This window comes from Flavobacterium sp. IMCC34852 (assembly GCF_030643905.1).
Lineage (GTDB): Bacteria > Bacteroidota > Bacteroidia > Flavobacteriales > Flavobacteriaceae > Flavobacterium > Flavobacterium rivulicola.
On sequence record NZ_CP121446.1, the window covers coordinates 2,124,576 to 2,141,928 of the forward strand.

Below are 17,353 nucleotides of genomic sequence, written 5' to 3' on the forward strand. Positions count from 1 at the left end.
ACTAATTTTTATTGATGATTTAACACTGGGTTTTGATTATTAAAATCTGTTTTTTCTAAATTTTCTATACTTTCAACTTGTTTATTTATATTCAAAAACTGTAATAAAAACCAAGAAAACGATATCATTATCGCAAACGCAAACAAGGATATTTCCCAACTAAAATTTTCATTAATTGGTCCAATTAAAGCTGCAAAAAAAATCCGTCCAATATTTGAAATTGTCATGTATAAGGTGAATTGGCTTGCGGATACTTTCTTCCAACAACATTGCATGGCAATAGCGAAAACACCAATGCATGAAAATGTATAAAGTACATTATAAATTATCATATAACTGTAGATAAAAGTAATGCTTGTCCAATACGATTTTAAAAATGCCAATCCGGCTGTGGTAAGTACCATACCGAAAAAATAGATATTTAACATTGGCTTTTTACCAAATTTATCAATCAAAATACCGCCTAAAAGCATCCCGCCTATGCCACCAATTAATTTAGCAGTTGAATAGAATTGTGAATAATCTATATTAGACCAACCCAATTCCTTAACCGTAAAAATAGGTAATAAAGTAGCGATGTAATTGTGAGCTCCTTGTTCAATAAATACCATTAAGGCAAAAATCAGGGAGTTACGCAAACTAAAAACAGTAATAAGTGATTTGAAAATAGATGAAAAACTGGTTAATTGTAATTGCTTCGATTCTGTGGATGGTAAACCTGTAGTCCATGGAACAAATTTTTCCCCTTTTCTTTCTCTTAAAAAAATGGGGACCAACATTATAAGACCTATCATCAAGGCTAGAATAAGTATGGAAACAGTAAAATTGTACTGGTTTAACACCCATGTTCCTAAGACTAGTGTAACAGATATAGCAATGATTTTTGAACCCCACATCAAACCATTCGCTCTGGCTTGTTGGTCAACCGGAATTACATCAATTGCCATTCCGTCAGTAGCAACATCTTGAAACGCTCCAAAGAAGGATACAACAAAACCGGCTATCATCAATTGGTTTAGATTATTTAACGGGTCGGGCACATAAGCCAAATATATACAACTGCATATTAATCCTAATTGACCCAAAATAACCCAAGGTCTTTTGCGTCCCATTGGTAAATAAGTATAACGATCCATCATGGGAGCAACGATAAACTTAAAACTCCATGGTAGTCCGCAAGCCACAGCAAAACCGGCAATTTCTCCGGGAGATTTGCCGTTCATCGCCATCCAAGCCGGAATACCGTAAAACAACATTCCTTCCGGAATGCCTTGAGCAAAATAGAGTGCAATGAAATTGAAATACCTTAAAAAAGTATTATCAGATAGCGATGGTAAATTGCTGTCTTTTTTAATGTAAATGTCTATCGTTGGAGTCATCTCTTGCTTATTTAGCCATTGCCTCAGCCACTTTCTTAGTATCCAAATACTGTTGAAAAGCTATTACTTTGCCGTCTTTTAGTGTCCAAAGATGTGCTACTTGTACATCATAGGTTGCTCCGTTACTTTTTAACTTGGCTTGGTATCGCAAAGTAGACAAGACTTTATTGTTAGCCATTTCATGCAATTGAATATCCGCCAATTTGAAATACTCATGTTCTGCCCCAATTCGGGCAAAAACGCCATTCAAAACGGCTTCGGGCCCAATGTACGGATTGCCATCAGCATACTTATTTCCTTCCGCTTCGTTCCACACTACTTTTTCATCCAAACCGGCAAGAACTTTCGGAATGTCACCAACAGCAAAAGCAGCATAAAGACCTTCAATTATTTTTACATTACTTTGGCCCATCATATCGACCGAAGCGAAAAGCATTACCATACAAAGGGCTTTCAAAGAGATCATTTTTTTCATTCTTTTAGTTTTTAAATTGGTTAAATAATATTTACTACTACAGACAAAAAAACAGCCGCAAGCAAGGCTTGCAGCTTAGTTATTGTATCTACTGAAAAGATGGATGTATATTCTGGACATCTATAGCTGTGTTTTGTAATCAGGTTACTTAATAAATCAAAGCTGTAGGTTAAAACTAAAAGCGTAATTGAGGAGGCAATCTTAAATCAAAAGCAGTCTATTTTTTTATAAATATACTAAAATATTCTTGCAGTAAGAAAGTCAATACTAAAAGTTTGATTATTTGTCAATTAGCAAAAATCCGTGTCCTTAAATATTCCCAAAATAGAATTCCTTACCTTTGCCCGAAATTAAGCAAGCTATGAGCACTTTTGAGCAATTTAATCTTCCAAAATCATTACAAAAAGCTATTGATGAATTAGGATTAACTACACCTACTCCAATTCAAGAAAGAGCATTCCCGGTGATCATGTCGGGTCGTGATGTCATGGGAATTGCCCAAACCGGTACAGGAAAAACCTTTGCCTATCTTTTGCCGATACTCAAACAATGGAAGTTTGTTGCCACAGACACACCGCGAGTAGTCATATTGGTGCCAACGCGTGAATTGGTTGTACAAGTTGCTGCCGAAGTCGAAAAATTGAGTCAATTCATGTCGGTAAGAACCCTTGGCGTTTATGGTGGTGTAAATATCAATACGCAAAAAACAGCCGTCTATCAAGGCATTGATGTTTTGGTTGGTACGCCGGGAAGAATAATGGACTTAGCTTTGGACAATGTCATTCGTTTTGACAGTTTACAAAAGTTAGTAATTGATGAATTTGACGAAATCCTGAATTTAGGTTTCCGTGCTCAAGTGACTTCTATTTTGGCAATGATTAAAACCAAACGCCAGAACATCTTATTTTCGGCTACCATGACCGATGAAGTAGATGAAATGCTCGAAGAATATTTTGAATTTCCGGAAGAAGTTTCTTTGGCACCAAGCGGTACACCATTGGAACAAATAGAACAATTAGGTTACAAAGTGCCAAACTTTTTGACCAAAGTCAATTTGATTATCGAATTGCTAAAAGACGAAGCTTACGAACGCGTATTGCTTTTTGTTAACAATAAAAAAACAGCTGATTTACTTTCAGACAAATTAGAGGAAATTTATCCCGGGCAATTCGGAACCATTCACTCCAACAAATCACAGAATTACCGTTTGCAAACCATGGCAACATTTCAAGCCGGAGAAATTCGAGGCATCGTAACTACCGATGTTATGGCTAGAGGTTTGGATATTTCAAACATTACGCATGTTATCAACGTTGAGTTTCCAGAAATTCCTGAACAATACATTCACCGTATCGGTCGAACCGGTCGTGCTGACAAATCGGGGATTGCCATTAGCTTGATCAGTCCAAGAGAAGAAGAAGTCATGATAGAGGCCGAAGTTTTGATGGAAAAAGAAATCAAGTTTCTAGCTATGCCGGAAAACATTGTCATTGCGGAACGATTGCTTGAGTTTGAAAAAGACAAGAAGAAGCAGATGAAATTCTTACTCAAAAAACCTAAGTTAGAAGGTGGCGCTTCTTTCCATGAAAAGAAGGAAAAAAATAAAAAAGTAAACTTAGGCGGACCATCCAAAACCAAAAAGAAAACCGGTACTTCAGTCAATAGAAATATTCTTAAAAACAGAGCGGCAAAGCGTAAAAAGAAATAATTTTAGTGTTTAAATTTCTTTAAAATTCGGCTTCGCCAAATGATAAAAAGTACTATTTTTGACCAATCGTAGATTCACCGAATCCAAACGTATATAAACCAATGAGGTAAATCGTAATTCGTAATGCAATTTAAACACCCGGAAATTCTATATTTTCTCTTCTTATTGGTCATTCCAATTTTAGTGCATTTGTTTCAATTGCGACGTTTTAAGAAAGAATACTTCACCAATGTACAATTCCTAAAAGAGCTTTCCATTCAAACCCGTAAGAGTTCCACCATCAAAAAATGGTTGTTGCTTTTTACCCGTTTATTACTTCTCGCCTGTTTGATTTTAGCTTTTGCCCAACCTTTTTTCACGGCTAAAGAAAGCCTAAAAGCTACAAACGAGATGTACATCATCTTAGACAATTCCTACAGCATGCAAGCCAAAGGACAAAAAGGGGAATTGCTTAAGCGTGCCGTTCAGGATTTATTAGAACATACTCCGGAAGCTCAGAATTTTTCTTTGATTACCAATTCTGAAACCTATTGGAATACCGATATCAAATCGATTCAAAAGGATTTACAAGATCTAAAATACAGCGCAACACCTTTCCGATTGGACAATTTAATTGCCAAAGTCAATGCGAGAAAATCAGCTTTCAACAAAGATATCATTGTAATTACTGATGCCGTCGATATTAATGCCAATGCATCAAAAAGCTTCAAAAAAGAAGATAATGTGTACTTTATTTTGCCTGAAGCCGAACAAAAAAACAACGTTTCTATTGACAGTGTTTACATTCAGCAAACTTTAGATAGTTTTTATGAAATTGGCGTAAAATTATCTGCCAATGACGAAGATATTCCAGCGGTTCCGATTGCCTTGTACAACCAAAACAAATTGACAGCAAAGACTTTAATCGATTTCAAAAGCACAACTGAAACCATTAAATTTACCATTCCGAAGGAAGATTTCCACGGCTATGTTTCGATTACTGATAAAGGTTTGGCTTATGACAATACTTATTATTTCAGTATTTCCAAACCCAGTAAAACCAATGTAATCAGTATTGGCAATACCGATAAAAGCAATTTCTTGACCAGAATTTATACCAATGATGAATTTGCTTATACCAATTTTCCGTTACCCAATTTGGATTACAACTTAATAGAAAAGCAGGACGCCATTGTGTTGAATGAACTAAAAGACATTCCTCAAGCGTTACAAACTACACTGAAATCATTTGTAAACAAAGGCGGAAACCTTGTCCTTATTCCGGCTCAGGAAAGCAATGTAACTGGGGTGAATTCGTTTTTGGCCAACTTTGGTTCCATTCAATTTAAAGCGATTACAAATAGCGATAAGAAGGTAACCAAGATTAATTTCAATCATCCGTTGTTCAGCAATGTTTTTGAAAAAAAAGTGGATAATTTTCAGTATCCGTCGACCAAAGCGGCTTTTGGAATTAACAGCAATTCGCCCTCCGTATTGAGTTACGAAGACCAAAGTGCATTTTTGACTTCGATTGCAAATCCTTTGTCATCCGTTTATATTTTTGCAGCACCGATTAACAAAACCAACAGTAATTTTCAGAATTCCCCTTTAATTGTACCCACCTTTTACAATATGGCGCAAAACAGTCAGAAAACAGGCGTAAATGCTTTAATTATTGGTGAAGATCAACCGTTTGTAGTCGATGCCTTATTGTCGAAAGATGAAATTCTGACAGTCAAAAATACTACAGAAAGTTTTATTCCGGTGCAACAGTTACTGAATACCAAAGTCAAAATGAGTTTTAATGAAAACCCGCAAGAAGCCGGAAATTTTGGTATCTTTAACGGAACGAATTCGATACAAAATATCAGTTTTAATTATTCGCGAACCGAAAGCAATCTGAGTTTGGTAAATACAGACATAGCAGTTGGTTTCAAAGAAATTGACGATATAGAAACGGTTTTTAATTCGATTCAAACCGATCGAACCGATACACAAATCTGGAAATGGTTTGTGCTGCTTACACTATTCTTTTTAGCATTAGAACTACTCATTCAAAAATTTGTAAAATGAACCTAATCATCCGAAAAGCCAAAATTGTTGACCCCAAAAGTCCGTTTCACCATCAAATCGTTGACCTGAAAATTACACAAGGGATCATCGAAGAAATAGGCACTGCAATTCCTAATTCGGATACACATTCAGAATACCAACAAGAAGGTTTACACCTTTCACAAGGTTGGTTTGACACTAGTGTTTCCCTTGGCGAACCGGGATTTGAAGACAGAGAAACCATCGCCAACGGATTGGATGTCGCTGCTAAAAGCGGCTTTACCGGAATCGCTTTGCAACCCAATTCGAATCCGATAATTGACAACCAATCACAGGTTCATTTTGTCAAACAGAAAGCTGTTAATTTTGCTACAGAGTTATTTCCAATCGGCGCATTGACTAAAAACAGCGAAGGCAAAGATTTAGCCGAACTGTTCGACATGAAAAACGCCGGAGCAGTAGCTTTCGGGGATTATGGTAAAAGTTTGGCGAATGCGAATCTGCTGAAAATAGGATTGCAATATGTACAGGATTTTGACGGTTTAGTGATTGCTTTTGCTCAAGATGAAAATATAAAAGGTAATGGCGTGGCCAATGAAGGAATAGTCTCGACAAGATTAGGCTTAAAAGGAATTCCCAACTTAGCGGAAGAATTGATGGTGGCCAGAAACTTGTTTTTACTTGAATATACCGCCGGAAAATTACACATTCCAACGATTTCAACGGCAAAATCAGTAGCATTAATCAAAGAAGCTAAAGCGAAAGGTTTAAAAGTGACTTGTAGCGTTGCCGTACATCATTTGGTTTTAACAGATGAAAAACTGGATGGTTTTGATACCCGTTATAAAGTTTCACCTCCACTGCGAACCGAAGCCGACAGACAAGCTTTAATCGCGGGTATTTTAGACAATACGATTGACTGCATTACGACTGACCATAATCCGATGGACATCGAGCATAAAAAGATGGAATTTGATTTGGCTAAAAGCGGAACGATTGGTTTAGAAAGTGCTTTTGGAGCATTGTTAACCGTATTACCTTTGGATAAAATAATTGAAAAATTGACTTTCGGTAAATCTATTTTAAATATTGAAAGTCAAGAAATTAATAAAAACAATAAAGCTAATTTTAGTTTATTCCAAATTGATAATAATTGGACATTTGGCAAAGAAAATATAATGTCAAAATCTAAAAATTCCGCGTTCTTGGGACAAGCTATGAAAGGCAAAGTTTTAGGAATTTACAACCAAGGAAAATTAGTTATAAACCATGGATAATCAAACCATAAAAGAAGGCAAAACCATTGCTATTATCAGTTATATTTTGCTTTTCGGACCGCTGATTGCTATTTCTATGAATAGCGAAAATAAGAATCCTTATGCGTCATTTCACCTCAGACAAGGTTTAGGATTAACCATAACCTTTATTCTATTGGGCGTATCCATCAGTCACTTTGAAAACTTTATGATTGCCGCTTCGATGTGGGTTTTCATTTCAGTGTTAGCAATGTACGGGATCTTCTCTGCCGCTATGGGCAAAACCACCAATCTTCCTATTCTTGGGAGTTTATTTCAAAAAACATTTAAAAGTTTGTAATGAGTTTATCACTGCATCATTTGGTCCGAGAACCAAAAATCAAAAAAGACAAGAATCCTTTACTCCTATTACTTCACGGTTATGGCAGTAATGAAGAAGATTTGTTTTCCTTTGCTAACGAATTGCCCGAAGAATATTATGTGATTTCGGCCCGCGCACCATTTGATATGATGTACGGTAGTTATGCTTGGTATGCCATCAATTTTGATGCCGATGAGAACAAGTTTTCTGATATTGGTCAAGCCAGAGCATCCAGAGATATTATTGCCAATTTTATTGATGAATTAATTGCCGAATATCCAATTGATTCAGACGATGTAACCCTTATTGGTTTTAGCCAAGGTTGTATTTTGAGCTATGCAGTGGCTTTGTCATATCCCGAAAAAGTACAACGAGTTGTGGCGATGAGCGGTTATTTTAACCCCGAAATTGCAGTAGATGATTATACCGAAAATGATTTTAGTAAGCTGAAAATATTTGCCTCACACGGAACAGTAGACCAAGTGATTCCGGTAGAATGGGCTCGAAAATCAATACCGATGTTACAAGTGTTGGGTGTAGAAATAGTCTTTAAAGAATACATGGTTGGTCACGGAGTTGCACCTCAGAACTTCTTTGATTTCAAACATTGGTTATCACAATAAAAAAATCCCGATTTCTCGGGATTTTTTTTATTCTTGTGTATCGCTTCCGGTGATTTTTTTGCCCATTTGCCCATCGCCTGAAAATTTGACATCGGCACCTTTTTTCAAAACATACCCTTTCCACGGTACGAGTTGCCAATCCTCAAAAACCCAGGGTTTGCCTTCTGCCAATCGGGTTAATACAATAGAATTGGCTTCATTGGGTAAAAAGACTTCCGCCTGATTTAAGTCTTCACTAAAAAGTACAAATGCACTTAAAGTTTCGTCTTCATTTTCGGGTTTTTCCGCCGGATTGAGTTGGATTCCCGTATAACCTTTAACACATTCCTTATTCATTTTGGACCAAATATAACCGGCAGTGGCCAAACAACCATGTTCATCTTTGTCATTCACTACCGAAGAATCTTTGGATGCCAAAGGAAGATTTTCTTCCTCCGATTCATTATTATTTTGGTCTGTTAACTTACAAGAAAACAGTACGATTGAGGCGATTAAGAGTATAGAGAGTTTTTTCATGCCTTAATTTCTAGTTTAATTGTTCCGGGTATAAGTAGGAATTCATGATTTCAAAAGAAACGGTTTGATCATCATTAACAAAATACTTCAACATCACTTCACCCCAAAGTTTGCCATTGCTGTAGTTGGCAATAATCCATCTGTGGTTTAATAATTTTACTTTATTGATTATGAATTTTTGTTCTCCCATAGTAACTTGGTCCGTAAACTTATTACCGGCGGGATCATCGTTATAGGCCAAAAGGGCTTGGGTTACTTTCTCGGTGAAAGCCTTGATGTCATTTTGGTTTAAATAATTCAATGCTCTGTCATTGGCTTCCAAAGAAAAATAATTGGCCTCATAAAGTTGGTCTGACAGTTTGGTAATACTATCATTCAGCTTCTTACTGTCTTGCTCTGTTTTCGGTATCTTTTGGGCAGCTTCTTTTGAAGTAAAATATTTATAGGTAAAAATATTCATCAAAACGGCTATGATAAACAAGTATAAAAACAATGATTTCTTCATAATATTTAGATTGTAATTTTCAAATTATCGTAGGCTAAAAACACATTTGACGGCAACTTTTTTTGGACTTCTTCATGAAATCCCATAAGATGACTAATGTGTGTCAAATAAGCTTTTTCGGGTTGTACCAAATGTATAAAATCTAACGCTTCCTGCAAATTAAAATGCGAATGGTGTGGTTCTTCCCGCAAAGCATTCACTACCAATACTTTTACGCCTTTAATTTTTTCAATCTCAGCATCATCTATCGTTTTCACATCCGTTAAATATACAAAATCTTGAATTCGATACCCAAAAACAGGTAGGTTTCCGTGATTGACTTTGATGGGTGTAATTTTGACATCATTCACCAAAAAATCTTGATCATTTTTGACTTCAAATATTTCTACACCCGGTGCTCCCGGATATTTGTTTTCAGTTTCAAAAATATAATCGAAACGCTTTATCAAATTATCTAAAACCCTTTGATGTGCAAAAATCGGAATGTCTTTTTTTTGTCGGAAGAAAAAAGGGCGAATATCATCTAAACCCATTGTATGATCGGCATGTTCATGGGTAAACAATACGGCATCTAACTGAACACAACCCGAAGTCAGCATTTGTTGTCTGAAATCGGGACCACAATCAATGACAAAAGAAGTCTCATCGACTCTAATCCAAACTGAAACCCTTAAACGCTTGTCTTTAATATCTTCACTTTTACAAACCGGATGATTACTTCCAATAACAGGAATGCCTTGAGAAGTACCGGTTCCGAGAAAATAAACTTGCATAATAGCACGGTTTTTGATGTGTAATTTTTGAATCTGACTTTAAAAGTAATTAAATACAAAAATAGACTTAATTATCTTTTTATAAAATAGCTATTTTACTAACTTTGCAAAGAATACTTACGCTACACTATGGACAATATTGTTTCTATTATAAAATTGAAAGGCGACAAAGCCATCGAACAAGTTCCTGCTATCAAAGATAAGGCATTGCGAATCAACCTAAATGAAAATATTTACGGAACATTTGCAGAAATCGGAGCCGGACAAGAAACCGTTAGGCATTTTTTCAGAGCCGGAGGTTCATCGGGTACTATCGCTAAGGCAATGTCGGCCTACGATAAAGATTTCAGTGATGCGATTTACGGTATTGAAGATGATGGTCGTTATGTGACAGAAAGCCGTTTGAAAAAAATGTTGAACCATGAAGTAGAACTGATTGAAAAACGTTTAAAAAGAGACAAACATCCTAATAAAATATTCTTCAGTTTTGCCAATACCGTTGCTACTATTGACTTTGCCAAGCAGTTCAAAGGTCACGGTTGGGTCGGCATAAAGTATCAAGTAGAACCGGATGAAGATTATAATGAAATTACACTTCATATTCGTTTTAAAGAAACCGATGCCCGTTTGCAACAAGAAACCTTAGGGGTTTTGGGTGTAAACTTGATTTATGGTGCTTACTACAAATACAATGACCCGAAAAAGTTATTGCGCTATTTGTATGACCATCTAGACAAAGACCAATTGGAGATTGATACCATCAACTTCTCCGGTCCGCGTTTTGCCAACGTTGACAACCGTTTGATGAGTTTACAGTTGGTTAAAAACGGCATGACCGATGCGGTGATGTTTGGTCCTGATGGTAAAAATATATTGCCGGCATCTATACTTTACAAGAAAAATATTTTAGCGCTTAGAGGAAGTTTCCGTCCGGTAACGCAGGTGAATATGGACATGTATGAGAAATCATTGAAAATGTTCCTAGAAGAAAGCAAAGTCTCTAAAGAAAATACGTTGGTTATTTTTGAAATCACACTGTCTAACTTGCGTTCTGAAGGTGAAATTGACGAAAGAGATTTTATGGACAGAGCCGAATTACTTTGTTCATTAGGTCAAACGGTAATGATTTCTAACTTCCAGGAGTATTATAAAGTGGTGGAATATTTCTCCAACTATACGAAAGCTCGTATGGGATTGGCTATGGGAGTGAATAACTTAGTCGATATTTTTGATGAAAAATACTATCGTCATTTAAGTGGCGGGATTTTGGAAGCTTTCGGTAAATTATTCTACCGAGATTTAAAAGTATTCTTGTATCCGATGGAAGGAGAAAACGGAGAAATCATCAACTCTCAAAATCTGAAAGTGCATCCGCGCATGAAAGAGTTATATAAGTTCTTTGCCTATAACGGAAAAGTGGTTGATATCACTGAATTTGACAAAGACCACTTAAAAATCTTCTCTCGTGAAGTATTAAAGATGATTAGCAATGGTACTCCGGGTTGGGAAAACTTATTACCAAAAGGAATTTCAGAAATAATCAAGCAACACCAATTGTTTGGTTATGATCCTAACAAAGTCTTAGAAAAAGCATAAATACTGCGATACAAAAATCGTAGCCCACGTTACAAAATCCGAATTGTAAAACAGTTCGGATTTTTTTTATATTTGATTGTATGAAAAAAGTTTTGAAGATTGTCTTACCAATCATGGCCATTGTCTGTTTAGCGGTTTATTTAATCATTAGAAACATTATGTTTGACAATGGTTACGAATCTACTCAGAAAGACAAGTATCCTGAAGTACCTTTTTTTCCTCACATCACTTCGGCTGAAAAATTTGTCAATAAACCCATTGACAGTATGTATGTTAGGAATTTCTACTCCAGTAAGAAATTTAATCAAGTGGTGGTAGAATATGTAAAGGATTCAGCAACTTTTGATTCGGTTAGTATTGCTTTATTTACAAGTTCACTAAAAAAAATATACTCTGTTAAGTTGGAACGAGATGTTTACTGGGATTATGACGAAAAGCAACAAAAACTTTTTATTGCCCAAGAAGTATATTATACGGATAAAGACGACAACCTTAGCAACAAAATTGACAATGCTTTTATCATCGATATTACCACCGGAAAAAAAGAAGTTCTAAACGAAATAGACTCTGTTGGTTTTAAAAAAATAAAAAATGAGCTAACGGTTTTAAAGCATTTTACCGGCAGTTATCAAACGGGATTAATTTATTTTAAAAACAACAAAAACGACTATTGTATTGCCAAAAATGAACACGCGGCTGCCATTGCTAAAGAAATTAAAATCGGAACTAATAATTTTGATTTTACCGTAAGCATGTTGTTGGCCGGTGATCCCAAAATAAAAAATGAAAAAATTAAACTATCAGAAAGAATTGTGACCAACAATGAGCTCGGGTTTCATCTAAGCTTTGACATCAACAATCACTACAGTGCCGAAGCTGAGGAAGAGCACAAGCGAAATGAAGGTTACAAGTATTACCAAGGTTGGTTTGACAAAGACGAACTTTATTATTTTACAATGAAACTAAAAAACGAAACGGTTCGGTTCAAGTCTATACTATACTATTATTCAGATTTTTATTTTATTGAACTGAATAAACCAACAACAGACAATGATACTCTGAATTACTACACTCAAAATAGATTATTTCAGTTTTACAAAAAAAACAACTAAATAGTGTTACTTCAATATCTGGGAAGCGTGAGCTTTAGTTTTAACGTCCGTGATTACTTCGTCAATTAGACCTTCTTCATTGATGATAAATGTGGTTCTGTGAATACCGTCATATTCTCTTCCCATGAACTTTTTGGGTCCCCAAACGCCAAATGCTGTAATTACTGATTTGTCTTCATCGGCCAGTAGCGGAAAAGGAAATTCATACTTGTTTTTAAATTTACTCTGGGCTTTAGCACTATCGGCACTAACACCAAGCAAAGCATAATTATTGGCTTTGAAACGTTCAAAATTATCTCTCAAGTCACAAGCTTCGGCTGTGCAGCCCGGTGTATCAGCTTTTGGGTAAAAGAATACTACCAACTTTTGGCCTTTATAATCGGCTAAATTGTGTTGGTTACCATCTTGGTCATTTCCGGAAAAATTGGGTGCTTTATCGCCTTTTTGTAGTGTTGTCATTTTTAAAGTTGCTAAGTTTATTTTAGTATTTTTACGAATCAAATTTAGTTAAAATGACCAAACAAGAACGTGCAACATTCGTTATAAATACGTTAAAAGAACTTTACCCCGAAATCCCTATTCCGCTTGACCACAAAGATCCTTATACTTTGCTGATTGCCGTTTTGCTTTCGGCACAATGTACCGATGTTCGCGTGAATCAAATTACGCCACTCCTATTCGCTAAAGCGGATAATCCGTATGATATGGTAAAACTTTCGGTGGAAGAAATTAAAGAAATCATTCGCCCTTGTGGCTTATCGCCGATGAAGTCAAAGGGCATTTACGGTTTATCTCAAATTTTAATCGAAGAACACCATGGTGAAGTACCACAGAGTTTTGAAGCATTAGAACGATTACCGGCTGTTGGTCACAAAACTGCCAGTGTTGTTATGTCGCAAGCTTTTGGCGTACCTGCTTTTCCGGTTGATACGCATATTCACCGTTTGATGTACCGATGGAATTTAACAAATGGCAAAAATGTACAACAAACCGAAAAAGATGCTAAAGCCATTTTTCCAAAAGAATTGTGGAACGAATTACATCTGCAAATTATTTGGTATGGAAGAGAATATTCACCGGCTCGCGGTTGGGATTTAGAAAAAGACATCATTACCAAAACCATTGGTCGAAAAGAGGTTTTGGCTGAATACCATAAAAAAACATCCCGATAATAATACCGGGATGTTTCTTAATTAGCTATTGATTCGAAGTTCATGTTGCCTACTTTAATAATATTCAATGCACAAGAATATTGAAGTATTAAACGTATGGTTTCTTTTTTAGGTAACATTTTTTTGGGAGCTAATTTTCTTTTAGAGTAAAGTTTTGCCATATATAAAAATCAGTTTGTTTTGGATGTTTATATAGTAACGCAAGAATTTACTTTTTATTGCCTATGAAGGTAAATAAATTTTATTTTTTTCAATTACCTTTCTCATGTTCGTAATGGCATAACGCATTCTGCCTAAAGTGGTATTAACGCTAACACCGGTGAAATCAGCTATTTCTTTGAAACTCATATCTAAAAAATAGCGCATCATGATGACTTCTTTTTGATCATGAGGTAATTTTTCGATGATGGTTTTGATATCGATTTCTACTTGATTTTTAATTAATTTGCGTTCGATATTCAAGGAGTCATCAGTAATTCTGGAGAAAATTAATAGTTCATCCGTGTCGCGATTCAATGGCATTTTTTTGTCATTGCGGTATTTGTCAATAATCAGATTACTGGCAATACGCAAAACCCATGACAAGAACTTGCCTTCTTCGTTATAATACTTTTTTGATTTGAGTGTATGAATCACTTTGAAGAAGGTTTCCTGGAAAATATCTTCTGTCACATCTCTATCCGAAACTTTGGAATAGATATACCCATAAATTTTTGATTGGTGCCTGTTGATTAAAATAGCCAGAGCGTTTTCATCGCCGGCAACGTATTTATCAACTAATATAGCATCAGGAAGTTGAGATTTAGCCATAACAATACCTTTTAGTGTAGGGTTTAAAAAAGAGTTTTTAATCTAAAAAGTAATTGTTTTGTATAGGCAAATCGGTTTTGAATGTTAATTATAAATCAAATTTAACATAAAATTTATTTAAAAAACAAATAAAAACTAAAAAAAGTTGTTTTTAAAAGAAGAATACTATTTCCAATAGGCAAATACCCTCAAAAAATTAAGGGTATATTTAGGGATTTAAATCCCGCTTTTATAAAAAGGATATTTAGAGTTGTTCTTTGAAGCTACTTCTTCACTATTTTTAAATGTTGAATTCCACGAGAGTTTTGAATTCTGAGAAAATAAATTCCAGGTTTTAAATCACTCATATTGATGTCTTCTCTTGCACTAACTACCATTTCGAAGTGCTTTTTTCCTAAAATATCGGTCAATGAAATTTGATTATGATGGTCCTGCAACTGCAAATGCAAAATACCTTCAACAGGATTAGGATAACATAACTGACTTAATTCAGAGGATGTTGGTATATCTAAAGCACAATTACTTCCCACCACATAGGAAAAAAATCTTGTGACAGACAATCCACCGGCGTAGGCAAACTTAACCGCATAACTAATAGTTGAACCAATAGTTTGTCCGGTGATGGTTTTGGTAAATATATTTCCTGATACATTCGTCATTTGATATTCTGTAAAAGGACTTTGTCTCCACAAAAAGGCTACTACACCAACTTTATCGGTATCCAACATTTCAAAAGTGATTTTAACATCGGTACCTATGGTTTCAAATGCATAATTATATCCTATAGAGAAAGTACCTGCTTGAGCTTCTGTATCCGTACCTGAACACCCAATAACTCCAGAGGTAGTAGCATTGAGAACTATTGGATTGGCAACAAAAGTATTCCCTGCCAAATCGCTGGCTGTCACTGAAAAAGTATAATTAGTATTAGGCATTAAATTAGGAACTATAACCGACCTGGGAACTCCGGAGGGATTAGCCAAAGCTATTGTTCCACCACTATAAGTAATGTTATAATTAACATTCCCTGAGTTGTCTTCTGCATTCAATAATAATTCTATTGTTGAACTGGTTACTGTACCTATTGAAGCGGTGAAGTTGGTTGGTGCTTGAGTGTCAACAAGCGTATTTTGATATACTCTAACATAATCAATTTCCATTGCCGCTTGTGTGAAATTTGAGGGTATCGCTCCTGCAACTCCTCCCATAGCAATATTCAACAAAAGGTATTGTTCTGCATTAAACGGCCAATTACTTGGTGTTTTCACTGCAGGATTGTAGGTGTAAAATACTACTCCATCCAACAGAAAAGAAATTTGAAAAGGAGACCAATTCATAGAATACACATGAAAGTCATTCCCTAAATTATTCGCTATAGTACCACCAATATTTGTAGTATTACCAAAGGATGAAGGTGTATGCAATGCGCTCTGAATATAATTAACAGGTTGGGAAGGTGTTATCCCGTGTTCCATAATATCAATCTCACCACAAGCCGGCCAATTGGTAGTCCCGAACTGGCTGTCAAAAAAACCACCATCTTCATTCACATTTTTACCGAGCATCCAAATGGCGGGCCAAGTACCTTGGTTGGTTGGAATTTTTGCTCTAACATCAACACGACCATATAAAAACGAAAACTTCGAATTTAAACGGGCTGAAGTATATTGTTTGGTTATTCCCTGGCTTGTGTATGGCTCTTTTTTAGCTACTATATTCAGAAAACCACTATTGACAAAAGAGTTTGTTAATTGATCCGTATAATGCTGCACTTCTCCATTAAACCAACTTCCACCTGCCGGTAACTGAGTTTGATGATGCCATTTACTTGAATTCACAGCACCATTATTGTCAAACTCATCCGACCATACTAAATTGGTATAAACCACATCAACTTGTGAATACCCAAATGGAATAGAGAGAAAAAGAGTTAGAAAAATTTGAAATAGAGTATTTTTTTTACTCATGTGTTTATTATTGTTTTTCGGGTATTTGTGACCCGAGCCTGAAAGGCGAACTGATGAAATAATCTTCGATATCATGATTAGCTATTTTTTTGATTAGTTTTAAAAAAGCTTATCAAACTTTTAACCTTATAAAAGGGCAAATTTTTAAAATTTCAGTTTTTCATTTTTATCCCATAAACCCCAAAAAGCCCCAACATCGCCTTCCGGACCGACTTTCCAAGATTCATCAAATGAGGAAAAATAGAAAATTTCGATGCTATTATGTTTTGACCAATTTTGAGTTTCAATGAAATACTTGATTGCATTTTCATTAGAGGCAACGGCGCCTTTTAGAAATCCGCCTTCGCTTGGCCAGCCTGTTTCAGTAATGATTACACGTTTACCATTTCCGGCATGCTTAGCCGATTCAAACATACTAACCATGTGGTGAAATGAATGCTCTATAGGACAACCTTCCCAATAGGGATAACAATTGGTTAAAATTACATCGCAAGCTTCGGTTATGTTTGGTCGATGAGAGAATTCATAGTAAGCATCAACATATCCCACTGGAACATTAGGTAAGGCTTCCTTGACGCGATGGATATAGGCCAATAATTGTTCTTCCGTTAAATCACCTCTGTACATGACTTCATTTCCAACGGCTGCTATATCTACACAACCTTCATTGGCTAATTCTATTAATGCTTCTATTTCCTTTTCATTTTTTTCTAAATCGTCACCAAGCCAAGCTCCAACCAATGTTTGCATCCCGTTTTGGTGCGCAATTCTTGGAATATGTTCGTTGCCTTCAATACAGGAAAAAGAACGAATCCATTTGGAATAGGGTTTTAAAATTTGAATGCGTCTATTTACTTGTTCTGCGGTAATAACATCACCTGGTTTTTGTCCGTCTTCATATAAACTGAAGCAAATTCCATGCATACCATTTTCTAAAGTTTCTCTCCAAATATTTTTTAATTTTGGTAAAGAGATTTCAGAAAAATCGATGCTTTTATGTTCGTAACTATTTTGATTCGTTTCCGAAAAATTATCTAAAGAAAAATAATGACCTTCTCTATATGACATA

17 protein-coding genes are annotated in these 17,353 nt (G+C 35.6%); 8 read left to right on the forward strand and 9 right to left on the reverse strand.

Going from position 1 to position 17,353, the window contains the following annotated elements; genetic code table 11:
• Positions 1-8: 8 nt before the first annotated feature.
• Together P7V56_RS09245 and P7V56_RS09250 are read right to left on the reverse strand one after the other, a co-directional pair.
• Complete coding sequence (locus P7V56_RS09245; RefSeq protein WP_171223038.1) at positions 9-1,379, reverse strand: MFS transporter; 1,371 nt, start codon at positions 1,377-1,379, stop codon at positions 9-11.
• Positions 1,380-1,386: 7 nt separating this feature from the next.
• Positions 1,387-1,854 carry a nuclear transport factor 2 family protein gene (locus P7V56_RS09250; protein ID WP_205959393.1) on the reverse strand — a complete coding sequence of 156 codons (468 nt, stop codon included), beginning with the start codon at positions 1,852-1,854 and terminating at the stop codon, positions 1,387-1,389.
• A 361-nt stretch (positions 1,855-2,215) separates the two neighbouring features.
• On the opposite strand from P7V56_RS09250, the gene P7V56_RS09255 reads away from it, so the two are divergent.
• From P7V56_RS09255 to P7V56_RS09275, 5 genes are all read left to right on the forward strand, one after another.
• Positions 2,216-3,562 carry a DEAD/DEAH box helicase gene (locus P7V56_RS09255; protein WP_171223037.1) on the forward strand — a complete coding sequence of 449 codons (1,347 nt, stop codon included), beginning with the start codon at positions 2,216-2,218 and terminating at the stop codon, positions 3,560-3,562.
• A gap of 123 nt (positions 3,563-3,685) precedes the next feature.
• Positions 3,686-5,614 (forward strand): vWA domain-containing protein, encoded by a 1,929-nt coding sequence (locus P7V56_RS09260; RefSeq protein ID WP_171223036.1) that lies wholly within the window; start codon positions 3,686-3,688, stop codon positions 5,612-5,614.
• On the forward strand, positions 5,611-6,870 hold the full coding sequence (locus P7V56_RS09265) for a dihydroorotase (RefSeq protein WP_171223035.1): 1,260 nt from the start codon (positions 5,611-5,613) through the stop codon (positions 6,868-6,870). The genes P7V56_RS09260 and P7V56_RS09265 overlap by 4 nt, the downstream gene beginning before the upstream one ends.
• Entirely contained in the window at positions 6,863-7,189 is a 327-nt protein-coding gene (locus tag P7V56_RS09270) for a hypothetical protein (protein WP_171223034.1), read from the forward strand. The genes P7V56_RS09265 and P7V56_RS09270 overlap by 8 nt, the downstream gene beginning before the upstream one ends.
• Entirely contained in the window at positions 7,189-7,833 is a 645-nt protein-coding gene (locus P7V56_RS09275; RefSeq protein WP_171223033.1) for an alpha/beta hydrolase, read from the forward strand. Before P7V56_RS09270 ends, P7V56_RS09275 begins: the two co-directional genes overlap by 1 nt.
• A gap of 27 nt (positions 7,834-7,860) precedes the next feature.
• Here P7V56_RS09275 and P7V56_RS09280 read toward each other — a convergent pair whose 3' ends face one another.
• Genes P7V56_RS09280 through P7V56_RS09290 form a run of 3 tightly spaced genes read right to left on the reverse strand, consistent with a single transcriptional unit; the run spans position 7,861 to position 9,627 of the window.
• On the reverse strand, positions 7,861-8,349 hold the full coding sequence (locus P7V56_RS09280; protein WP_171223032.1) for a hypothetical protein: 489 nt from the start codon (positions 8,347-8,349) through the stop codon (positions 7,861-7,863).
• Positions 8,350-8,359: 10 nt separating this feature from the next.
• The gene (locus P7V56_RS09285) at positions 8,360-8,854 is read right to left on the reverse strand and encodes a hypothetical protein (RefSeq protein ID WP_171223031.1); all 495 of its coding nucleotides are present in this window, start codon (positions 8,852-8,854) and stop codon (positions 8,360-8,362) included.
• Positions 8,855-8,859: 5 nt separating this feature from the next.
• Positions 8,860-9,627: an MBL fold metallo-hydrolase gene (locus tag P7V56_RS09290; protein WP_171223030.1), complete on the reverse strand. Its 768-nt coding sequence runs from the start codon at positions 9,625-9,627 to the stop codon at positions 8,860-8,862.
• A gap of 129 nt (positions 9,628-9,756) precedes the next feature.
• Here P7V56_RS09290 and P7V56_RS09295 point away from each other — a divergent pair, with 129 nt between their 5' ends.
• Both P7V56_RS09295 and P7V56_RS09300 read left to right on the forward strand, forming a co-directional pair.
• Positions 9,757-11,223, forward strand: a complete 1,467-nt coding sequence (locus tag P7V56_RS09295) for a TonB-dependent receptor (protein ID WP_205959392.1) — start codon at positions 9,757-9,759, stop codon at positions 11,221-11,223.
• 80 nt (positions 11,224-11,303) lie between these two features.
• Positions 11,304-12,335 (forward strand): hypothetical protein, encoded by a 1,032-nt coding sequence (locus P7V56_RS09300; RefSeq protein ID WP_171223029.1) that lies wholly within the window; start codon positions 11,304-11,306, stop codon positions 12,333-12,335.
• Between the two features lie 6 nt (positions 12,336-12,341).
• Here the strand turns inward: P7V56_RS09300 and bcp are convergent, their stop codons facing one another.
• Positions 12,342-12,794, reverse strand: coding sequence for a thioredoxin-dependent thiol peroxidase (bcp, locus tag P7V56_RS09305; protein WP_171223028.1), 453 nt, complete (start codon positions 12,792-12,794; stop codon positions 12,342-12,344).
• Positions 12,795-12,847: 53 nt separating this feature from the next.
• Here bcp and P7V56_RS09310 point away from each other — a divergent pair, with 53 nt between their 5' ends.
• Positions 12,848-13,507: an endonuclease III domain-containing protein gene (locus tag P7V56_RS09310; RefSeq protein WP_171223027.1), complete on the forward strand. Its 660-nt coding sequence runs from the start codon at positions 12,848-12,850 to the stop codon at positions 13,505-13,507.
• A 222-nt stretch (positions 13,508-13,729) separates the two neighbouring features.
• Here P7V56_RS09310 and P7V56_RS09315 read toward each other — a convergent pair whose 3' ends face one another.
• From P7V56_RS09315 to P7V56_RS09325, 3 genes are all read right to left on the reverse strand, one after another.
• Positions 13,730-14,317, reverse strand: coding sequence for an RNA polymerase sigma factor (locus P7V56_RS09315; RefSeq protein ID WP_171223026.1), 588 nt, complete (start codon positions 14,315-14,317; stop codon positions 13,730-13,732).
• 263 nt (positions 14,318-14,580) lie between these two features.
• Positions 14,581-16,359 (reverse strand): family 16 glycosylhydrolase, encoded by a 1,779-nt coding sequence (locus P7V56_RS09320; protein ID WP_171223025.1) that lies wholly within the window; start codon positions 16,357-16,359, stop codon positions 14,581-14,583.
• 69 nt (positions 16,360-16,428) lie between these two features.
• Positions 16,429-17,352 carry a glycoside hydrolase family 17 protein gene (locus tag P7V56_RS09325; protein ID WP_171223024.1) on the reverse strand — a complete coding sequence of 308 codons (924 nt, stop codon included), beginning with the start codon at positions 17,350-17,352 and terminating at the stop codon, positions 16,429-16,431.
• Position 17,353: the final 1 nt, after the last annotated feature.